The organism is Pseudomonas sp. MF6755, assembly GCF_016405635.1.
GTDB classification, from domain to species: Bacteria; Pseudomonadota; Gammaproteobacteria; order Pseudomonadales; family Pseudomonadaceae; genus Aquipseudomonas; species Aquipseudomonas haemolytica.
Genome location: NZ_JAEKDA010000005.1, coordinates 148,902 through 167,418, shown reverse-complemented (window position 1 = coordinate 167,418; position 18,517 = coordinate 148,902). Strand labels below are relative to the sequence as shown.

16 protein-coding genes are annotated in these 18,517 nt (G+C 60.6%); 10 read left to right on the top strand and 6 right to left on the bottom strand.

Annotation, left to right across the window (positions count from 1 at the left end):
• Positions 1-34: 34 nt before the first annotated feature.
• The 6 genes from tkt to fba all read left to right on the top strand — a co-directional run bounded on the left by tkt (position 35) and on the right by fba (position 6,254).
• On the top strand, positions 35-2,032 hold the full coding sequence (gene tkt / locus JFT66_RS07920) for a transketolase (RefSeq protein ID WP_034116187.1): 1,998 nt from the start codon (positions 35-37) through the stop codon (positions 2,030-2,032).
• A 142-nt stretch (positions 2,033-2,174) separates the two neighbouring features.
• Positions 2,175-3,233, top strand: coding sequence for an erythrose-4-phosphate dehydrogenase (gene epd / locus JFT66_RS07915; RefSeq protein ID WP_034116186.1), 1,059 nt, complete (start codon positions 2,175-2,177; stop codon positions 3,231-3,233).
• A 17-nt stretch (positions 3,234-3,250) separates the two neighbouring features.
• Complete coding sequence (locus JFT66_RS07910) at positions 3,251-4,414, top strand: phosphoglycerate kinase (RefSeq protein WP_153837478.1); 1,164 nt, start codon at positions 3,251-3,253, stop codon at positions 4,412-4,414.
• Positions 4,415-4,445: 31 nt separating this feature from the next.
• Positions 4,446-4,673: a hypothetical protein gene (locus tag JFT66_RS07905; RefSeq protein WP_034116184.1), complete on the top strand. Its 228-nt coding sequence runs from the start codon at positions 4,446-4,448 to the stop codon at positions 4,671-4,673.
• Positions 4,674-4,733: 60 nt separating this feature from the next.
• Entirely contained in the window at positions 4,734-5,066 is a 333-nt protein-coding gene (locus JFT66_RS07900) for an MliC family protein (protein ID WP_034116183.1), read from the top strand.
• Positions 5,067-5,189: 123 nt separating this feature from the next.
• Complete coding sequence (fba, locus tag JFT66_RS07895) at positions 5,190-6,254, top strand: class II fructose-bisphosphate aldolase (protein ID WP_003177554.1); 1,065 nt, start codon at positions 5,190-5,192, stop codon at positions 6,252-6,254.
• A 59-nt stretch (positions 6,255-6,313) separates the two neighbouring features.
• On the opposite strand, the gene JFT66_RS07890 is transcribed toward fba, so the two are convergent.
• Positions 6,314-6,979, bottom strand: a complete 666-nt coding sequence (locus JFT66_RS07890) for a polysaccharide lyase family 7 protein (RefSeq protein ID WP_034116181.1) — start codon at positions 6,977-6,979, stop codon at positions 6,314-6,316.
• A 310-nt stretch (positions 6,980-7,289) separates the two neighbouring features.
• On the opposite strand from JFT66_RS07890, the gene JFT66_RS07885 reads away from it, so the two are divergent.
• The 3 genes from JFT66_RS07885 to JFT66_RS07875 are packed head-to-tail and all read left to right on the top strand — an operon-like array spanning position 7,290 to position 10,252.
• Positions 7,290-9,395, top strand: coding sequence for a putative bifunctional diguanylate cyclase/phosphodiesterase (locus JFT66_RS07885; protein WP_034116180.1), 2,106 nt, complete (start codon positions 7,290-7,292; stop codon positions 9,393-9,395).
• A 42-nt stretch (positions 9,396-9,437) separates the two neighbouring features.
• A complete protein-coding gene (locus tag JFT66_RS07880; protein ID WP_034116179.1) occupies positions 9,438-9,938 on the top strand; it encodes a M48 metallopeptidase family protein in 501 nt (166 codons plus the stop codon).
• Positions 9,939-9,955: 17 nt separating this feature from the next.
• Positions 9,956-10,252: a winged helix-turn-helix domain-containing protein gene (locus JFT66_RS07875; RefSeq protein ID WP_153837481.1), complete on the top strand. Its 297-nt coding sequence runs from the start codon at positions 9,956-9,958 to the stop codon at positions 10,250-10,252.
• Positions 10,253-10,359: 107 nt separating this feature from the next.
• Here the strand turns inward: JFT66_RS07875 and JFT66_RS07870 are convergent, their stop codons facing one another.
• The gene (locus tag JFT66_RS07870; protein WP_198859072.1) at positions 10,360-10,812 is read right to left on the bottom strand and encodes a GNAT family N-acetyltransferase; all 453 of its coding nucleotides are present in this window, start codon (positions 10,810-10,812) and stop codon (positions 10,360-10,362) included.
• Between the two features lie 198 nt (positions 10,813-11,010).
• Here JFT66_RS07870 and JFT66_RS07865 point away from each other — a divergent pair, with 198 nt between their 5' ends.
• Positions 11,011-11,748: a substrate-binding periplasmic protein gene (locus tag JFT66_RS07865; RefSeq protein WP_198859071.1), complete on the top strand. Its 738-nt coding sequence runs from the start codon at positions 11,011-11,013 to the stop codon at positions 11,746-11,748.
• Positions 11,749-11,853: 105 nt separating this feature from the next.
• On the opposite strand, the gene yccS is transcribed toward JFT66_RS07865, so the two are convergent.
• The 4 genes from yccS to mdtD all read right to left on the bottom strand — a co-directional run bounded on the left by yccS (position 11,854) and on the right by mdtD (position 18,493).
• Positions 11,854-14,037 (bottom strand): YccS family putative transporter, encoded by a 2,184-nt coding sequence (gene yccS / locus JFT66_RS07860; RefSeq protein WP_034116175.1) that lies wholly within the window; start codon positions 14,035-14,037, stop codon positions 11,854-11,856.
• Between the two features lie 220 nt (positions 14,038-14,257).
• Positions 14,258-15,436: an NAD(P)/FAD-dependent oxidoreductase gene (locus tag JFT66_RS07855; protein ID WP_198809666.1), complete on the bottom strand. Its 1,179-nt coding sequence runs from the start codon at positions 15,434-15,436 to the stop codon at positions 14,258-14,260.
• Between the two features lie 161 nt (positions 15,437-15,597).
• Complete coding sequence (gene dbpA, locus JFT66_RS07850) at positions 15,598-16,935, bottom strand: ATP-dependent RNA helicase DbpA (protein ID WP_231501119.1); 1,338 nt, start codon at positions 16,933-16,935, stop codon at positions 15,598-15,600.
• 130 nt (positions 16,936-17,065) lie between these two features.
• The gene (mdtD, locus tag JFT66_RS07845) at positions 17,066-18,493 is read right to left on the bottom strand and encodes a multidrug transporter subunit MdtD (protein WP_153837485.1); all 1,428 of its coding nucleotides are present in this window, start codon (positions 18,491-18,493) and stop codon (positions 17,066-17,068) included.
• Positions 18,494-18,517 lie beyond the last annotated feature (24 nt).

Sequence of the window (18,517 nt, the reverse complement as noted above, 5' to 3'; positions counted from 1 at the left end):
CGTTTCTTCTATCTCAAACTCCAGGAGATCAGCGATGCCCAGCCGTCGTGAGCGTGCCAACGCCATTCGTGCCCTCAGCATGGATGCCGTGCAAAAAGCCAACAGCGGCCATCCCGGTGCCCCGATGGGCATGGCGGATATCGCCGAGGTACTTTGGCGTGACTACCTGAAACACAACCCGAGCAACCCGTCGTTCGCCGACCGTGACCGCTTCGTGCTGTCCAACGGCCACGGCTCGATGCTGATCTACTCGCTGCTGCACCTGACCGGCTACGACGTCACCATCGATGACCTCAAGAGCTTCCGCCAGTTGCACAGCCGCACCCCGGGCCACCCGGAATTCGGCTACACCCCAGGCGTCGAGACCACTACCGGTCCCCTGGGCCAAGGCCTGGCCAACGCTGTTGGCTTCGCGCTGGCAGAAAAAGTCCTGGGCGCGCAGTTCAACCGCCCTGGCCACGACATCGTCGACCACCACACCTATGTATTCCTGGGTGACGGCTGCATGATGGAAGGCATTTCCCACGAAGTTGCTTCCCTGGCCGGCACTCTGGGCCTGGGCAAGCTGATTGCCTTCTACGATGACAACGGCATCTCCATCGACGGCGAAGTCGAAGGCTGGTTCACCGATGACACCCCGAAGCGTTTCGAAGCCTACAACTGGCAGGTGATCCGCAACGTTGACGGCCACGATCCGGAAGAAATCAAGACCGCCATCGACACCGCTCGCAAGAGCGCGCAGCCGACCCTGATCTGCTGCAAAACCACCATCGGTTTCGGCTCGCCGAACAAGCAAGGTAAAGAAGACTGCCACGGCGCCCCACTGGGTGACGCGGAAATCGCACTGACCCGCGAAGCGCTGAAGTGGAACCACGGCCCGTTCGAAATCCCGGCCGACATCTATGCCGAATGGGATGCCAAGGAAAAAGGCCTGGCCACCGAAGCCGAATGGGACCAGCGTTTTGCTGCCTACTCTGCCGAATTTCCGGAGCTTGCCAACGAGCTGGTACGACGCCTGGCCGGTGACCTGCCTGCCGACTTCTCGGAAAAAGCCTCGGCTTACATCGCCGAAGTCGCGGCCAAGGGCGAGACCATCGCCAGCCGTAAAGCCAGCCAGAACACCCTGAACGCCTTTGGCCCGCTGCTGCCTGAGTTCCTCGGCGGTTCGGCTGACCTGGCCGGTTCCAACCTGACCCTGTGGAAAGGTTGCAAAGGTGTCTCGGCCGAAGACGCCAGCGGCAACTACATGTACTACGGCGTACGTGAGTTCGGCATGAGCGCCATCATGAACGGCGTGTCCCTGCACGGCGGCCTGGTGCCTTACGGCGCGACCTTCCTGATGTTCATGGAATACGCACGTAACGCCGTACGCATGGCTGCGCTGATGAAGAAGCGTGTGATCCATGTCTACACCCACGACTCCATTGGCCTGGGCGAAGACGGCCCGACGCACCAGCCGGTCGAGCAACTGACCAGCCTGCGCACCACGCCGAACCTGGATTGCTGGCGCCCAGCCGACGCGGTCGAATCCGCCGTGGCCTGGAAGCACGCCATCGAGCGTAAGGACGGCCCTTCGGCGCTGATCTTCTCGCGTCAGAACCTGCAGCACCAAGTGCGTACCGACGCGCAGATCGCCGACATCAGCCGTGGTGGTTATGTGCTCAAGGACTGCATCGGCGAGCCGGAGCTGATCCTGATCTCCACCGGTTCCGAAGTGGGCCTGACCGTTCAGGCCTACGACAAGCTGACCGCCCAAGGCCGTAACGTGCGCGTTGTGTCCATGCCATGCACCAGCGTGTTCGAAGCCCAGGACGCCGGCTACAAGCAATCGGTATTGCCCTTGCAGGTCAGTGCGCGTATCGCCATCGAAGCGGCTCACGCCGACTACTGGTACAAGTACGTGGGCCTGGAAGGCCGCGTGATTGGCATGACCACCTACGGTGAGTCGGCGCCGGCACCGGCATTGTTCGAAGAGTTCGGTTTCACCCTGGAAAATATCCTGGGTCAGGCTGAAGAGCTGCTGGAAGACTAAGGCTGTAGATTGGGGTGGCTGTACTGACGCCTTCGCGAGCAAGCCCGCTCCCACATTTGGAATGCATTTCAACTGTGGGAGCGGGCTTGCTCGCGAAGGCGGTGGCACATTCACCCCATTACCCAAGGTAATCGAGAACCCCATGCCTCAACCGCGCCCCTACAAAGTTGCACTCAACGGCTACGGCCGCATTGGTCGTTGCGTCTTGCGTGCTCTGTTCGAGCGAGGGGCGGCGGCCGGGTTTGAAATTGTCGCGATCAACGATCTGGCCGACATGGCCAGCATCGAATACCTGACACGCTTTGACTCCACTCACGGCCGCTTCCCCGGCGAAGTGCGGGTAGACGGCGATTGTCTGCATATCAATGGCGACTGCGTGAAAGTGTTGCGCAGTGCCACCCCCGAGGGCATCGACTGGGCGGCGCTGGGCGTCGACCTGGTGTTGGAATGCTCCGGTGCTTATCACACCCGTGCCGATGGCCAGCGTTTTCTCGACGCCGGTGCACCGCGTGTGCTGTTTTCACAGCCGATGGCCAGCGAGGCGGATGTCGACGCCACCATCGTCTACGGCATCAACCAGGATTGCCTGACCGGTGATGAGCTGCTGGTGTCCAACGCTTCGTGTACCACCAACTGCAGCGTGCCGTTGTTGCGCCTGCTGGATCAGGCGATCGGCCTGGATTATGTGTCGATCACCACGATTCACTCGGCGATGAACGACCAACCGGTGATCGACGCCTATCACCACGAAGACCTGCGCCGGACGCGTTCGGCGTTCCAGTCGGTGATTCCGGTGTCCACAGGCTTAGCTCGCGGCATCGAGCGTCTGTTGCCGGAACTTGCCGGGCGAATCCAGGCCAAAGCCGTACGGGTGCCGACTGTGAACGTGTCTTGCCTGGATATCACCATGCAAACCGTCAGCGACACTGATGCGACGGAGGTCAACCGGATACTGCGTGACGCCGCGACCAGCGGCCCGCTCAAAGGCTTGCTGGCCTACACCGAGTTGCCCCACGCCAGTTGTGATTTCAACCATGACCCGCATTCGGCGATTGTCGATGCCAGCCAGACACGCGTTTCCGGCCCGAGGCTGGTGAACATCCTGGCCTGGTTCGACAACGAATGGGGCTTTGCCAACCGAATGCTGGATGTCGCGGAACATTATCTGCACATCGCCTCTAAACAACCTCATCAACAGTAATTCAGGAACTGCGACCCATGACCGTGTTGAAGATGACCGACCTCGATCTGCAAGGTAAGCGCGTACTGATTCGCGAAGACCTCAACGTCCCAGTCAAGGACGGTGTTGTCACCAGCGATGCGCGAATCCTGGCCTCGCTGCCGACCATCAAGCTGGCCCTGGAAAAAGGCGCGGCCGTGATGGTCTGCTCCCACCTGGGTCGCCCGACTGAAGGTGAGTTCTCTGCCGAAAACAGCCTCAAGCCGGTAGCCGATTACCTGAGCAAGGCCCTGGGCCGTGACGTGCCGTTGGTGGCGGACTACCTGGGCGGTGTTGACGTTAAGCCTGGCGACATCGTGCTGTTCGAAAACGTGCGCTTCAACAAGGGCGAGAAAAAGAACAGCGACGAACTGGCCCAGCAATACGCAGCGCTGTGCGACGTGTTCGTGATGGACGCTTTCGGCACTGCCCACCGCGCCGAAGGTTCGACCCACGGCGTAGCCAAGTTCGCCAAGGTTGCGGCGGCGGGCCCGCTGCTGGCTGCCGAGCTGGATGCGTTGGGCAAGGCCCTGGGCGCTCCGGCGCAACCGATGGCTGCCATTGTTGCCGGTTCCAAAGTCTCCACCAAGCTGGACGTGCTCAACAGCCTGAGCCAGATCTGCAACCAGTTGATCGTCGGCGGCGGCATCGCCAATACCTTCCTGGCAGCAGCCGGTCACCCGGTGGGCAAGTCCCTGTATGAGCCGGACCTGCTCGACACCGCCCGCGCTATCGCCGCCAAGGTCAGCGTGCCGCTGCCGGTAGACGTGGTCGTTGCCAAAGAGTTTGCAGAAAGCGCCGCAGCCACCGTAAAGCTCATCGCTGACGTGGCCGAAGACGACATGATCCTGGATATCGGCCCACAAACTGCAGCCAACTTCGCCGAGCTGCTCAAGGCATCCCAGACTATCCTGTGGAATGGCCCGGTAGGCGTGTTCGAGTTCGATCAGTTCGGCAACGGCACCAAAGTGCTGGCTAAAGCGATCGCTGAAAGCTCGGCCTTCTCCATCGCTGGCGGTGGCGATACCTTGGCGGCCATTGATAAATATGGCGTTGCTGATCAGATCTCCTACATTTCCACCGGTGGCGGCGCCTTCCTCGAATTCGTCGAGGGCAAGGTCCTGCCGGCCGTGGAAGTGCTGGAAACCCGAGCCAAAGGTTAAGGCTCGCGTGATCAGGAAAAGGAGTGTTCCCATGATCAAGTCGTTGGCACTGGTGATCGCAGCGGGCCTGTTGGCCGGCTGCGGCAGCACACCCAGCGCGGCGCCCGACGCGGATAACGCCACGGCACCGTTGAGAAAGAGCTGTTACCAGGCTGACTGGCAAGCCGAGACGATGCCGGTTATCAACAAGCGCATCGGCAACGAACGGCTGGAGAAATATGACTCCGCGCCCAACGGTCAGGAACAGGGTTGCCCATGACGGGTCTGATCCACTAACCGACAGCCACGGCGACCCCAGGTCGCCCTGCGAGGATTGGCAATGAAAGGCGTTTTCGCCCTGGCAGCCCTGGTCTTGCTGGCCGGCTGCAGCAGCATGAATATGTTCAACAAGGCCGAGCCGGCCGACAAGTGGACCACCTGGACCTGCGACAGCAAGGCCGAGGTCAACTGGCGCTTTGCTAACCAAGACCGTTCGCAGGTGGATGTACGCCTCGGCGGTTCGGACCAGGTTTACCGTCTCAAGCAAGAAATTGCCGCCTCGGGCGTGCTGTTCAGCGACGGCCAGTTGGCGTTTCACACCAAAGGTGAGGAAGGCCTGGTGTACTGGGTTGCCACCGATGATTTGATTGGGCGCGGCTGCAAAGCCAACTGAACCCGACAGCAATAACGATTCAGCAGTTCAAGCTTAACCCCTTGATCTGCAATAACTTGAATAGCAGTCGCCGCTACGGCAGGCTTGCACGATTAACGACCCTCGACCGGGAGAGACAACACAATGGCACTTATCAGCATGCGTCAAATGCTGGACCACGCAGCCGAGTTCGGCTACGGCGTCCCAGCCTTTAACGTCAACAACCTTGAGCAGATGCGCGCCATCATGGAAGCCGCTGACAAGACCGACTCCCCCGTGATCGTCCAGGCTTCGGCCGGTGCGCGCAAATACGCCGGCGCCCCATTCCTGCGCCACCTGATCCTCGCCGCCATCGAAGAGTTCCCGCACATCCCGGTGTGCATGCACCAGGACCACGGCACCAGCCCTGACGTGTGCCAGCGCTCCATCCAACTGGGCTTCAGCTCGGTAATGATGGACGGCTCCCTCGGCGAAGACGGCAAGACCCCAACCGACTACGAGTACAACGTACGCGTTACCCAACAAACCGTGGCCATGGCTCACGCCTGCGGCGTTTCGGTTGAAGGCGAGCTGGGCTGCCTGGGTTCGCTGGAAACCGGCATGGCCGGCGAAGAAGACGGCATCGGCGCCGAAGGCGTGCTGGATCACAGCCAGATGCTGACCGACCCGGAAGAAGCCGCCGACTTCGTCAAGAAGACCCAGGTCGACGCCCTGGCCATCGCCATCGGCACCAGCCACGGCGCCTACAAGTTCACCAAGCCGCCTACTGGCGACGTGCTGGCCATCGACCGCATCAAGGAAATCCACAAGCGCATCCCTAACACCCACCTGGTGATGCACGGTTCTTCCTCGGTACCGCAAGAGTGGTTGGCGATCATCAACCAGTACGGCGGCGACATCAAAGAAACCTACGGCGTACCGGTTGAAGAAATCGTCGAAGGCATCAAGTACGGCGTGCGTAAGGTCAACATCGACACCGACCTGCGCCTGGCGTCCACGGGTGCGATGCGTCGCCTGATGGCCACTAACCCAAGCGAATTTGACCCACGTAAATTCTTCGGCGCTACCGTGACTGCGATGCGTGATGTGTGTATTGCGCGCTACGAAGCTTTCGGCACTGCTGGTAATGCGTCGAAGATCAAGCCGATCTCGTTGGAAGCGATGTACCAGCGGTATTTGAAAGGTGAGTTGAACGCTAAGGTAAACTAAGCCTCAGTCGTTAATAAAAAACCCGCAGAGATGCGGGTTTTTTGTGCCTGTTAAAACGTTTATTCGTGATCAATATCCAGCTTCGCAAACGTTACCCGTGCGCCTTCCTTGCTGTCCCCGCTGTTGTCCTGCACATACACCCCCGCCTTGAAGTACAACGGCTTGTCGCCCCAGGCCGCGCCAATGCGTTCATTCCACTCGCTGTCGGCGGCATACACGCTGAGCAGCCCGGCTTTGTTGAGGTTGATTACATAGGTGAAGCTCTTCTCCAGCGGCACATTGGAGGCGACGATGATCACCCGGCTTTCGGCTTCATCCGGGCGCATGCGCACCTTGGCGACGATGTTGCCGGTCTGGGTTTTTTCCTTGAACTGGTACTCCAGTTTGATCAGCGGTTTCTGGCTGTCGTAGGCGTGGATCTGGCCGATCACGATCTTGCCGGAGGAGGGCACTTGGTTAACTGCCAGCGTGGCGCGCAGGAAGTTGTCGGCTTCGGGGTAGGTCCAGTTGCGCAGACGCCCGTCGGCGTAGGTTTCGCGCAGTTCGCTGCGCGGGTAGATGGCGTTTTCGGTGCGGGTGCCGGTGACGGGGGTCCAGAACTGCACATCGCTGCCTTCGGCCTGGAAGTATTGATCGTTGAAGCCGCTCAGCAGCTTCGGTGTATCGATGGTCGTAGGCGGGGAGCCGACCGGAATGCTCAGGTTCCAGGTGGAAAGGTCGATCATGGTGTTGGCCTTTTACAGAGGGTGAAGGCGTTGGCCCAAGGGCCTTACAGGTTCTTTATAGGCGGTGACCTTGGGATTGTTAAACAATTGCTGGCAATTTCTTGGCGTCAAAGGAATGCCAAAAAGCCATGTTGCCCATGAACCGCGGGCTACAGGCTCTGACCGTTAGTCGGCTTCCCCGGCTTTGGCGCAATGAGGGCATCTACGTCACTTCTGCTTTTTAGGATCCAAGGCTAGAGTGAGGCCTCAAAGTTTGTCCGGGTTTTCTGTCAGAAATGACCGGAGTTGCTCCTTAAGGAAGAGACGTAGCATGGAATGCGCTCCACATTACGGTGATGGCAATTCGGTTCTTCTGGTGGTCGATGACTACCCGGAAAACCTGATCAGCATGCGCGCTCTGTTGCAGCGTGATGACTGGCAGGTGATGACCGCAGCTTCGGGCCTGGAAGCGCTGGAACTGCTACTGGAGCATGACGTCGACCTGGTACTGCTGGATGTGATGATGCCCGGCATGGACGGTTTTGAAGTCGCTCGCCTGATGCGCGGCAATCAGCGTACGCGCATGACGCCGATAATTTTCCTGAGTGCCAACGCCCAATCGGCAGCTGCCGTATTGGAAGGCTATGCCAGCGGCGCTATTGATTACCTGTTCAAGCCCTTTGACCCGCATATCCTCAAGCCCAAGGTGCAGGCGCTGCTGGAGCATCAACGCAATCGCCGTGCCTTGCAGCGCCTGAGCCATGACCTGGAGTTGGCTCGCGCCTTCAATGCCTCGGTGCTGGATAACGCCGCCGAGGGCATTCTGGTGGTGGGCGAAGCCAGTGTGATTGAGTACGCCAACCCGGCGATCTCGCGGCTGCTGAATGCCACGATGGCCGAGTTGCAGGGCGAGAGTTTCCTGAGTTTCCTGCAAAAACCCCATGTGCCCACTTGGTTGGGGTTCCCGATGTACGAGGCGTATCGCAAGGGCGAGACGTGGCGCCAGCACGACGCCATTTTGCGCACTGGCCGTGGCCAGCAGGTGCCGGTGGCGTTGTCCTGCGCGCCCTTGCCCGCCGAGCAGAAGGCCATGGTGGTGACGGTGCTGGACATGTCTGAAGTGCGTCATCTGCATCAGCAATTGGAATTCCAGGCCGTGACCGACCCATTGACCGGCTTGCTGAACCGGCGTGGCTTTCATCAGGCGGTGGAAAACACCTTGCTGCGCAGCGAGCGCAACGAGCAGGCACTGGTGTTGCTGTACCTGGACCTGGATGGCTTCAAGCGAGTCAACGATACGCTGGGCCACGACGCTGGCGACCGCGTGCTGCGTTGGGTGTCTGAACAGATGCAGGCGTGTCTGCGTTCCTACGACATTCTCGGGCGCATGGGCGGAGACGAGTTCACCGCGCTGCTGGAGCTGGAATTCCCCGAGCAGGCAGCGAAGATTGCGGAAAAGCTGATCGAGCGGGTGTCTGTGTGCCAGCAGGTCGACGGCTTGGAGGTGATGCTCGGCGTCAGTATCGGTATCGCGACGTTCCCGGATTGCGGCTCGGACCTGAACGGCCTGCTGCGGGCGGCGGACATCGCCATGTACGAAGCCAAGCGCGCCGGCCGTCAGCAATATCGTTATTACGATCAGGAAATGAACGGCCGCGCCCGCTCGCGGCTGATGCTCGAAGACAGCGTGCGCAACGCCATTCAGAACAAGGATTTCACCCTGGTGTACCAGCCCCAGGTGTCTCTGGAGGATGGGCGTTTGCGTGGCGTCGAGGCGCTGTTGCGCTGGCAGCATCCGAGCGTCGGCGATGTGCCGCCGGGTTTGTTCTTGCCGCTGCTGGAAGAGGCGCGCTTGATCAGCCAGCTGAGCGCCTGGATCTACCAGCAAGTTGCCGCCCAGCGCCAGGCCTGGCAAGCCACCTTCGACCCTGAGCTGGTGCTGAGCGTGAGCCTGAGCAGCAGCCAGTTCAATATGCCCAACCTGGCCAACCAACTGCAGCAGGTACTGGAGCGACATGGGCTGCGGGGGCGGCAGTTGGAGGTGGAAATCGGCGAGGACTGCCTGATGAGTAATCTTGAAGAGTCCACCAAACAACTGCAGTTACTGCGCCGGATTGGGGTGCGAATTGCCCTGGATGACTTTGGCACGGGCCATTGTTCCCTGGCCCATTTGCGCGACTTGGAATTCGACACCCTTAAGCTTGACCCACGACTGGTAGCCCGCCTGCCTGGATCGGCGCGGGATGCGGCGATGGCCCACAGCATCATCCAACTGTGCGGGCATTTTGATGTGCTGGTGATCGCCGAAGGTGTGGAGACCGTTGAACAAACCGAGTGGCTCAAGGCTAATGGCTGCACCTGTATCCAGGGCCCGTGGGCGGCGCTGCCACTGATGGCCGATGACGTTGCCGGTTGGTCGTACCCTCGCGCGCGTTGAATTCGCTACACTGGCGCCCGTCCCAATTGCGTTGCAGACCCCATGACCGCGTTGAAATACCTCCAGGCCTACCCCGCTGCGCTCCAGGAGCAAGTGCGACAACTGATCGCCAAGGATAAGTTGGGTGCCTACCTGGAAGAGCGTTACCCCGAGCGTCACGCCGTGCAGAGCGACAAGGCCCTGTACGCCTACGCCCTGGCCTTGAAGCAGGAGCATCTGCGCAACGCACCGTCTATCGATAAGGTGCTGTTCGATAATCGGCTGGACCTGACTCATCGCGCCCTGGGTTTGCACACCACGATTTCCCGAGTGCAGGGTGGCAATCTCAAATCCAAAAAAGAGATTCGCATCGCTTCACTGTTCAAGGAGGCTGCGCCAGAGTTTCTGCGCATGATCGTGGTGCACGAGCTGGCGCACTTCAAAGAGTCGGACCACAACAAAGCGTTCTATAAACTCTGTGAATACATGATGCCGGGCTACCATCAGGTGGAATTCGATCTGCGCGTGTACCTCACCTGGCGCGATTTGCAAGGCAAGCCCTAACCCCAAGGCGACTGACCATGGATGTGAGCAAGACCAAAAGCAGCTTCTACCGCCGCCTGTACGTGGCGTACTTGATCGACAGCCAGGTGGCCAGCAGCGTCCCGGCGCTGACCGAGGCTACCGGCATGCCTCGACGCACGGCCCAGGACACGATTGCGGCGTTGGCTGACTTGGATATCGTTTGCGAGTTTGAACAGGAAGAGGGTGCCCGCAACCATGCCGGGCATTACCGGATTCGCGAGTGGGGTGCGATTGATCGGGGGTGGATCGAGGCCAATCTTGCGTCGATCAAGCAAGTGCTGGGTTATCCCTGAGGCAGGGGGGCGGCTGGTCTGGCGCCATCGGGAGCAAGCCCCCTCCCACATTTTGAATATGTTCACAAATCAAAATTGTGGGAGGGGGCTTGCTCCCGATGAGGCCCTCAAGCTCGCCGCATACCAATATGTGGAATGTCGTCCTCCAGGTATTCTTCGCCCGCCACCACAAACCCATACCGCCCGTAATAGCCCTGCAAGTGCGCTTGCGCCGACAGATAAATTGGCGTTTCTGGCCAGATATCCTCTATACGCTTGAGTGTCTCTTCCATCATTTGATGCCCAAGCCCGGTGCCCCGTGCCACCTTTGCTACGATGACGCGGCCGATCACCACGTCGCCGCCCTGGGATTCCGGGTCTAGTAACCGCAGGTATGCCACCAGCTCGTCATTTTGCCAGGCCATCAGGTGGTGGGTGTCACCCGCCAGGTCCTGGCTGTCAATGTCCTGGTAAACGCATTTTTGCTCGACGACGAAGACCTCGCTGCGCAGGCGCAGGATGGCGTATAGCTGTTCCTTGCCCAAGTCGTCGTGATGTTTGCAGACCCAATCAACCGTCATGATGTGTGCTCTTATAAAGACGTGTCACGGATAGTAAGCGCGGCAGGCGCCACTGTCTAAAATCGGCAATTTTGTGAATGGCGTCAATTTGCCATCATTCAGTGCGTGCGGCGTTGGCTTCTTTGTGTAATCTGCAATGCACGCTCATTGATGAGCTACTGTTATCAGGCCACCGCCTGCCCGCCAAGGACTTTAAGCATGCCGCGATTGACTCGTGCCGTTGCTTTGATCGTAGTGCTGCTGCTGGCTCAACCGGCGCTGGCACAACGCCTGCGCCTGGTGGCGGATGGCTGGCCACCGTTTACCGATGCCACCTTGATCAATGGTGGCTTGGCCACGGACCTCGTCACTACGGCGCTGGCGCGTGCGGGGTACGCCAGTGATTTTGAGCAGGTGCCCTGGGCTCGGGCGTTGAAGGGTGTGGGTGATGGGCGCTACGACGTGCTGATCAACGCCTGGTATGACGACGCCCGCACGCAGCTGGGGCAGTTTTCCGGCGAGTACTTGCTCAACCGTGTGCGCTTTCTCAAGCGTAGCGACGACTCGATCGACTATCACAGCCTGGAGGAACTGCACGACGAGGCCATCGCTGTGGTGCGCGGTTACGCTTATTCGGCGGCGTTTGATCAAGACACCCAGTTACAAAAAGTGCCGGTGCATAACTTCGCCATGGCCGTGCGCATGCTGGCGGCGCAGCGCGTGCGGTTGACACTGGAGGATGAATACGTAGCGCGTTACTACCTGGCACGGGAGTCACCACGGGTACGCAATGCCGTGGCGTTTGTGGGCAAGCCGCTGAGCGAGAACAGCCTGCATATCCTCGTCAGTTTGAAGAATCCCGAGCATGCGCAGATCGTCGCCAGTTTTGATCGGGAGATTGCCAGGATGAAGGCTGATGGCAGTTATGCGCGGTTGATGAAGGCGCATGGGATGTAGCGTGCTTGCGGGCCTCATCGGGAGCAAGCCCCCTCCCACATTGGCTCCGCGTATGTCTTTTGGAATGCGGTCGAATGTGGGAGGGGGCTTGCTCCCGATAGCGGTCTATGCCGCGCTGGTATCTTTGATCAGATGCGCCGCCAGTGTGCGCAACGGCCCCAACTGCCGACAGATCAACGCCAATTGCGTCTGCACCAACCGTTGCCCCTCATCAATCTCATCCGGCATTTGCTCCAGCTCTGCCGCCAATGCCTCCTCGGCATCACTCTGAATCGCAATCGGCTGTTTATTCGCCAGCCCGCTTGCGATTTCATCGATGCTCATCGCCAGGGTGTGGCCGGCACCGTCGATCAAATGCTCGCGCACATCGGTCGGCAGCAGCGTTTCTCGATGCGCCCCCAGCCCCGACAAATAGCTGAGCAAGGTGTGTGACAGCACCAGAAAGCGGAAGCCCACGTCGGCCTCCTTACGGAAGTGCCCCGGTTCCATCAGCATGTTCGCCAGGGTGGTGGACAGCGCGGCATCGGCGTTGTGGGCGTTGCGGCGGGCCAGGCGGTAGGCCAGGTCGTCGCTCTTGCCGGCGGCGTATTGCTGCATGATCTGGCGCAGGTAGATGCTGTTGCAGGTCAGGGTGTTGGCCAGCACTTTGTTCAAGCGCCGGCCTTGCCAGTCCGGCAGGAACAGGAATACCGCCAGGCCCGCGATCAGGCTGCCGAGCAAGGTGTCGAACAGCCTTGGCAGGAACAGCCCGTAGCCATCGCCCACCTGGTTGAAGCAGAACAGCACCATCAGGGTAATCGCCGCGGTGGCCAGGGTGTAGCGCGTGGTGCGGTTGATAAAGAACACCAGGCCCGCAGCGATGGCGAACATCGACTGCACCACGGGGTTGGGGAACAGGTCGAACAGCGCCCAGGCCACGGTGAGGCCGATGGCGGTGCCGATGATCCGCTGGCCGAGCTTGCGCCGGGTCGCACCGTAGCTGGGCTGGCAGACAAACAGGGTGGTGAGGATGATCCAGTAGCCTTGGGAGGCGTGGATCGCATGCAGGGTGCCATAGCCGATGGTCAACGCCAGGGACAGGCGCAGGGCGTGGCGAAACAGCAGCGAGGTCGGCGTCAACTGGGTACGCAGGCGCGTCCACATTTCCTTGAGGTTGCGCGGGGCGCGGTCGAGCAGGTTGCTGTCGGTCGCGTCGGCCAGGGCATCGGGGTTGCTGGCGTCACCCAGCAGGCGGTCGAGGGTGGACAGGTTGGCCGCCAAGGCACGCAACGAACGCAGCAGGCCACGCCAGGCCGGGTTGCTCTGGATGCGCAGGTGTTCCAGGGAGGCGTTCAAATCGCCGAGGGCTTGGGCGAAGCTGTCGTCATAGATGAACGGTTGGCGCAGTTGGATCGATTCGGCCAGGGTCTGGCACGCCTTGCCTTGCTGGCGCAGCAGGCGCTGGCAGCGGAACAGCACATCGCTGTGGAAAAAGGCGTCGGTGAGCGCGTTGTAGGGGTAGTGGGAGGAGCTGGCGCGCTCGTGGATGTCTTGGGCCAGAAAGTAGAGTTTCAGGTAGCGGCTGACCTTCGAGCCTGGCCGCCCGTTGCCGACGCGATGCAGGATGATTTCCTTGGCCGCATTCAGCGCAGCGACCACCCGGCCATTTTGCTGCGCCAATTCCAGGCGTCGCGCTTCCACATCCAGCTGGCGGATCGGCTCGAACAGAGACGACTTGAGCTTGAGGTAGCGCCCCAGTTCACGGAATAACCGTGCCAGGCTCTGCTGCACCGGCTGGTTGGAAAACAGCGCCTGCCACAGCACCGACAGCACGCCGTACCAGGCGGCACCGGCCACCAGCAGCAGCGGCTCGTGCCAGAAGTCCGTGACGGCACCGCCGCGCTGGTCTACGCCGATCATGGTGTAGACCGACAGAATCAAGGTGGCTGAGGCAATCGCGCCATAGCGTTCGCCCAGGGCGCCGAGCATGGTCAGGCAGAAACTGGCCAGGGCCAGCGCGATGGCAAAGATCCACGGGTAAGGAAACAGCAGCTCCACTGACAGCGCAGCGATGCTGAAGCACACCAGCGTTACCGCCAGGGCATTGAGGCGGCCTTGCCAACTGTCATCGGTCTCGGCCAGGGCGCTGGCGATGATCCCCAGGAACAGCGGGATCAGCAGCGTCATTTCATCCTGGTACCAACACAGCGCCATGCTGCCGGTGAGGGCGATGAACACCCGTACGCTGTAGCTGAATTTATCCAGCGCCCACAGGCGCCGCATGGACTGCTTGAACGAGGTCGATGACATGAAGTCTGGAGTCTTCCGGGACAGTGCCGCTAAATTGAGCTATCAAGGACGCCACGGCAAGGGTGGTGATCACATACAACTGCAAATTTTCTTCAGGCACACCGCAAATCAAAATGTGGGAGGGGGCTTGCTCCCGATTGCAGTGTGTCAGCCAGAACATCTGTGACTGATACACCGCTATCGGGAGCAAGCCCCCTCCCACATTTTTTACTGCGTCGTGTCAAACAAACTGAGCTGCGGCGTAACCGGAAGCCCAGGCCCACTGGAAGTTGAACCCGCCCAGGTGGCCCGTTACATCCAGCACTTCCCCAATAAAGTACAAACCAGGGCTTTTCAGCGATTCCATGGTCTTGGACGACACTTCCCGCGTATCCACCCCACCCAATGTCACCTCGGCGGTGCGATAGCCCTCGGTGCCCGCCGGCACCAATTGCCAGCTACCGAGCTTTTGCGCAATGTCGGCGATTTCAGCGTGGGTGTACTGCTTCATCGGCTTGGACACAAACCAGATCTGCGCCAACAGGTTGGCCATCTTCTTGGTGAAAATTTCGCCCAGCAGGGTTTTCAACTCGCTGTTGGGATGCTCGACCTGTTGCTGTTGCAGCCAGGCATGGGCATCGTGATCGGGCAGCAGGTTGATTTCCACCGTGTCGCCGGATTCCCAATAGGAAGAAATCTGCAAAATCGCCGGCCCGCTCAGGCCGCGATGGGTAAACAGGATGTTCTCGCGAAAGCTCTGGTCGTTGCAGCTGACCAGGCAATCCACCGACGTACCGGATAACTCGCCGCACAATTCCTTGAGCTGGTCGGTGATGGTGAACGGCACCAGCCCGGCGCGGGTCGGCAGCAGTTCGTGGCCGAATTGCCTGGCCACTTGATATCCGAAACCGGTGGCGCCCAGGGTCGGGATCGACAGGCCGCCGGTGGCGATCACCAAGGATTCGCAGCGCAGCTCGCCCAAGGTGGTTTGCAACTGATAGCCGCTGTCGATCCTGGCAATTTCCTCAATCGAAGTGTCCAGGTGCAGGCTCACGCCGGTCTGGATGCACTCATCGAGCAGCATGCCAAGGATGTCGCTGGACTTGTTATCGCAGAACAACTGGCCGAGTTTTTTCTCGTGGTAGGGCACACCGTGCTTGGCCACCAGCGCGATAAAGTCCCACTGGGTGTAGCGCGCCAGGGCCGACTTGCAAAAGTGTGAGTTGTGCGAGAGGAAGTTGGCCGGCTCGGTGTACATATTGGTGAAGTTGCAGCGGCCACCGCCGGACATCAGGATCTTCTTGCCGGCCTTGTTGGCGTGGTCGATCAACATCACCTTGCGCCCACGCCCGGCGGCGGTCAGTGCGCACATCAAGCCTGCGGCGCCGGCGCCAATGATCACAACTTCGGTCGAGCGCACAGCAATGTCCTCATACAAGTTCTAATTTGAAATACAGTCAAATGTGGGAGGGGGCTTGCCCCCGATAGCAATCTGTCAGTTACAGATGTACTGACTGACACACTGCTATCGGGGGCAAGCCCCCTCCCACATTTTAATCTCCACTCGGCAGGAGAGATTTTTTACAGGATCCGAACACGCAACGACCGGCCCTTGATCTTGCCGTCATTCAAGCGCTGCAACGCCTGCTTGGCGATCCCGCGTTCCACGGCCACGAATGCCTGGAAGTCGAAAATCGCGATCTTGCCGACCTGGGCGCCCGGGATGCCGGCTTCACCGGTCAACGCGCCAAGGATGTCGCCTGGGCGAACCTTGTCTTTACGCCCGGCTGCGATGCACAGGGTGCTCATCTGCGGCAGCAGCGGACCACCGCTTTGCGGCTTGAGGTTGTCCAGTTGGTCCCAGTTCAGTGGTGATTTCTGCAACTGCTCGATGGCCTGGGCGCGGTGCGCTTCGGACGGCGCCACCAGGCTGATGGCGATACCGGTCTCGCCGGCACGACCGGTACGGCCTACACGGTGAATGTGGATTTCCGAGTCGCGGGCCAGTTCGACGTTGATCACCATGTCCAGCGAGTCGATGTCCAGGCCACGGGCGGCGACGTCAGTGGCTACCAGCACCGAAGTGCTGCGGTTGGCGAACATCGCCAGTACCTGGTCACGGTCGCGCTGTTCCAGGTCGCCGTGCAGGCCGACGGCGGAAATGCCTTTGGAGGTCAGGTGGTCGACGGTTTCCTGCACCTGCTGCTTGGTGAAGCAGAACGCAACGCAGGAGGCCGGGCGGAAGTGCGCCAGTACCTTGGTCACGGCGTCCATGCGCTCTTCCGGGGAGATCTCGTAGAAGCGCTGTTCGATCTGGTCGTCGGAGTGAAACGCTTCGGCTTTCACCTGTTGCGGCGCCCGCATGAACTTGGACGCCAGTTGCTTGATGCTGACCGGGTAGGTGGCCGAGAACAGCAGGGTCTGGCGGCGGGGCGGGGTCTTGCTGATGATGTCTTCGATGGCGTCGTAGAAGCCCATGTCGAGCATGCGGTCGGCTTCGTCGAGGATCAGGGTGTTCAAGCCGTCCAGTACCAGCGAGCCTTTGCGCAGGTGCTGCTGGATGCGGCCCGGGGTGCCGACGATGACGTGGGCGCCGTGCTCCAGGGAAGCGATCTGCGGGCCCAAGGACACGCCGCCGCACAGGGTCAACACCTTGATGTTGTCTTCGGCACGGGCCAGGCGGCGGATTTCCTTGGCGACCTGGTCGGCCAGCTCACGGGTCGGGCACATCACCAGCGCCTGGCAACCGAAGTAACGCGGGTTGATCGGGTTCAACAGGCCGATACCGAACGCGGCGGTCTTGCCGCTACCGGTCTTGGCCTGGGCAATCAGGTCCAGCCCTTTGAGGATCACCGGCAAGCTTTGCGCCTGGATCTGCGTCATCTCGACATAACCCAGCGAGTCGAGGTTAGCCAGCATGGCGGCGGACAGGGGCAAAGTATTAAAAGCGGTGGCGATGGTAGTCACGGGACTGGCTCTGCAAAACAAAATGTCGCGCAGTGTAACAGGCCCCCTTGGGTTTCCCCGCAAGTTCTCGACGAGAAGCCCGTTAGTGCTCGATGTCGTGCTCGCGGCTGACCACGCGTTTGCCGTCTTTTGGCGACAGTTGCAGGAAGATCGCCGCGGCCAGCATCGCCATGATGCCTACGGTGAGGAAGGTCAGCTGGAAGGCGCCAAGTACACTTTCCACGCCGTCATTGCCGGTTTCGGCGGTAAAGCCGCCGAGCAGTGCGCCGGCACAGGCCACGCCGAGGCTCAGGGATAACTGCGCCACCACCGACAACAAGCTGTTGCCACTGCTGGCCTGGGCGTCGTCGAGGTCGATCAGGGTCACGGTGTTCATCGCGGTGAACTGCAAGGAGTTGATCGCTCCCAGCACCGCCAGCATGCCCAGCAGCAGCGGGTAGGGCGTGTGTTCGCTGACCAGGCCCATGCTCGCCAGCATGATGCCCAGGGCCAACGTGTTGCCGGTCAGCACGATGCGGTAGCCGAGGCGCTCGATCAGCGGCCTGGCCACGGACTTGGCAAACATCGCTGCCGCAGCCAGCGGCAGCATGCTCATCCCGGCTTCCGCCGGTGAGTAGCCCAGCGCCACCTGTAACAGCAGCGGTACCAGGAACGGCAACGCGCCGCTGCCCAGCCGTGCGAACAGATTGCCCAGGATGCCCACGGCAAAGGTGCGGGTCTTGAACAGCACCGGGGAGAACAGCGGGTTATCGATATGCCCGGCGCGCAGCCAGTACGCTGCCAGGCACGCCAGCCCGCCGAACAGCAGCAACATCACCCGCAGGTGCGGCAGGTGCAGTTCGCCCAGGCCCTCCATGGCGATGGTGATCAGCACCATCGCCGCGCCGAACAGCAGGAAACCCAGGCCGTCGAAGCGTGTGCGCTCACTGCCACGCAGGTCGGGGATGAACTTCCACACGGCGTAGCAACCGATCATGCCCACCGGCAGGTTGATCAGGAAGATCCAGTGCCAGGTCAGGTATTGCACCATCCAGCCGCCCATGGTCGGGCCGAGCAAGGGGCCGAGCAGGCCGGGGATGGTGATGAAACCCATGATGCGCACCAGCTCGGAACGCGGATAAGCCCGCAGCACCACCAGCCGCCCGACCGGCAGCATCAGCGCACCGCCCAAGCCCTGGATCACCCGAGCACCCACCAGCATGGTCAGGCTGCTCGATAGTGCACACAGTAGAGAGCCGATGCTGAACAGCATGATCGCGCCAAAGAAGATCTTCTTGGTACCAAAGCGGTCAGCGATCCAGCCCGACGCGGGAATCAGCAAGGCGACGGTGAGCATGTAGGCGATCACCACGCCCTGCATACGTAGCGGGTTTTCTGCGAGGTCCCGGGCCATGGCCGGCAGTGCGGTGTTGAGAATCGTCCCATCCAGCGACTGCATGAAGAAGGCAATCGCTACCACCCAGGGTAGCCAGCGGGCGGTCTTGGCATCGAGAGGGGCGCGATCAGGCATGGGAACCCTTTTATTAGCAGGCTA

What these genes read in the sequence shown, in the direction of transcription:
- JFT66_RS07875 (WP_153837481.1), top strand. Translation starts at nt 9,956, where the DNA reads ATGGATGTGAGCAAGACCAAAAGCAGCTTCTACCGCCGCCTGTACGTG.
- yccS (WP_034116175.1), bottom strand. Translation starts at nt 14,037, where the DNA reads ATGTCATCGACCTCGTTCAAGCAGTCCATGCGGCGCCTGTGGGCGCTG.
- mdtD (WP_153837485.1), bottom strand. Translation starts at nt 18,493, where the DNA reads ATGCCTGATCGCGCCCCTCTCGATGCCAAGACCGCCCGCTGGCTACCC.
- JFT66_RS07910 (WP_153837478.1), top strand. Translation starts at nt 3,251, where the DNA reads ATGACCGTGTTGAAGATGACCGACCTCGATCTGCAAGGTAAGCGCGTA.
- JFT66_RS07870 (WP_198859072.1), bottom strand. Translation starts at nt 10,812, where the DNA reads ATGACGGTTGATTGGGTCTGCAAACATCACGACGACTTGGGCAAGGAA.
- fba (WP_003177554.1), top strand. Translation starts at nt 5,190, where the DNA reads ATGGCACTTATCAGCATGCGTCAAATGCTGGACCACGCAGCCGAGTTC.
- JFT66_RS07885 (WP_034116180.1), top strand. Translation starts at nt 7,290, where the DNA reads ATGGAATGCGCTCCACATTACGGTGATGGCAATTCGGTTCTTCTGGTG.
- dbpA (WP_231501119.1), bottom strand. Translation starts at nt 16,935, where the DNA reads ATGCTGGCTAACCTCGACTCGCTGGGTTATGTCGAGATGACGCAGATC.
- JFT66_RS07905 (WP_034116184.1), top strand. Translation starts at nt 4,446, where the DNA reads ATGATCAAGTCGTTGGCACTGGTGATCGCAGCGGGCCTGTTGGCCGGC.
- tkt (WP_034116187.1), top strand. Translation starts at nt 35, where the DNA reads ATGCCCAGCCGTCGTGAGCGTGCCAACGCCATTCGTGCCCTCAGCATG.
- JFT66_RS07890 (WP_034116181.1), bottom strand. Translation starts at nt 6,979, where the DNA reads ATGATCGACCTTTCCACCTGGAACCTGAGCATTCCGGTCGGCTCCCCG.
- JFT66_RS07900 (WP_034116183.1), top strand. Translation starts at nt 4,734, where the DNA reads ATGAAAGGCGTTTTCGCCCTGGCAGCCCTGGTCTTGCTGGCCGGCTGC.
- JFT66_RS07865 (WP_198859071.1), top strand. Translation starts at nt 11,011, where the DNA reads ATGCCGCGATTGACTCGTGCCGTTGCTTTGATCGTAGTGCTGCTGCTG.
- JFT66_RS07880 (WP_034116179.1), top strand. Translation starts at nt 9,438, where the DNA reads ATGACCGCGTTGAAATACCTCCAGGCCTACCCCGCTGCGCTCCAGGAG.
- epd (WP_034116186.1), top strand. Translation starts at nt 2,175, where the DNA reads ATGCCTCAACCGCGCCCCTACAAAGTTGCACTCAACGGCTACGGCCGC.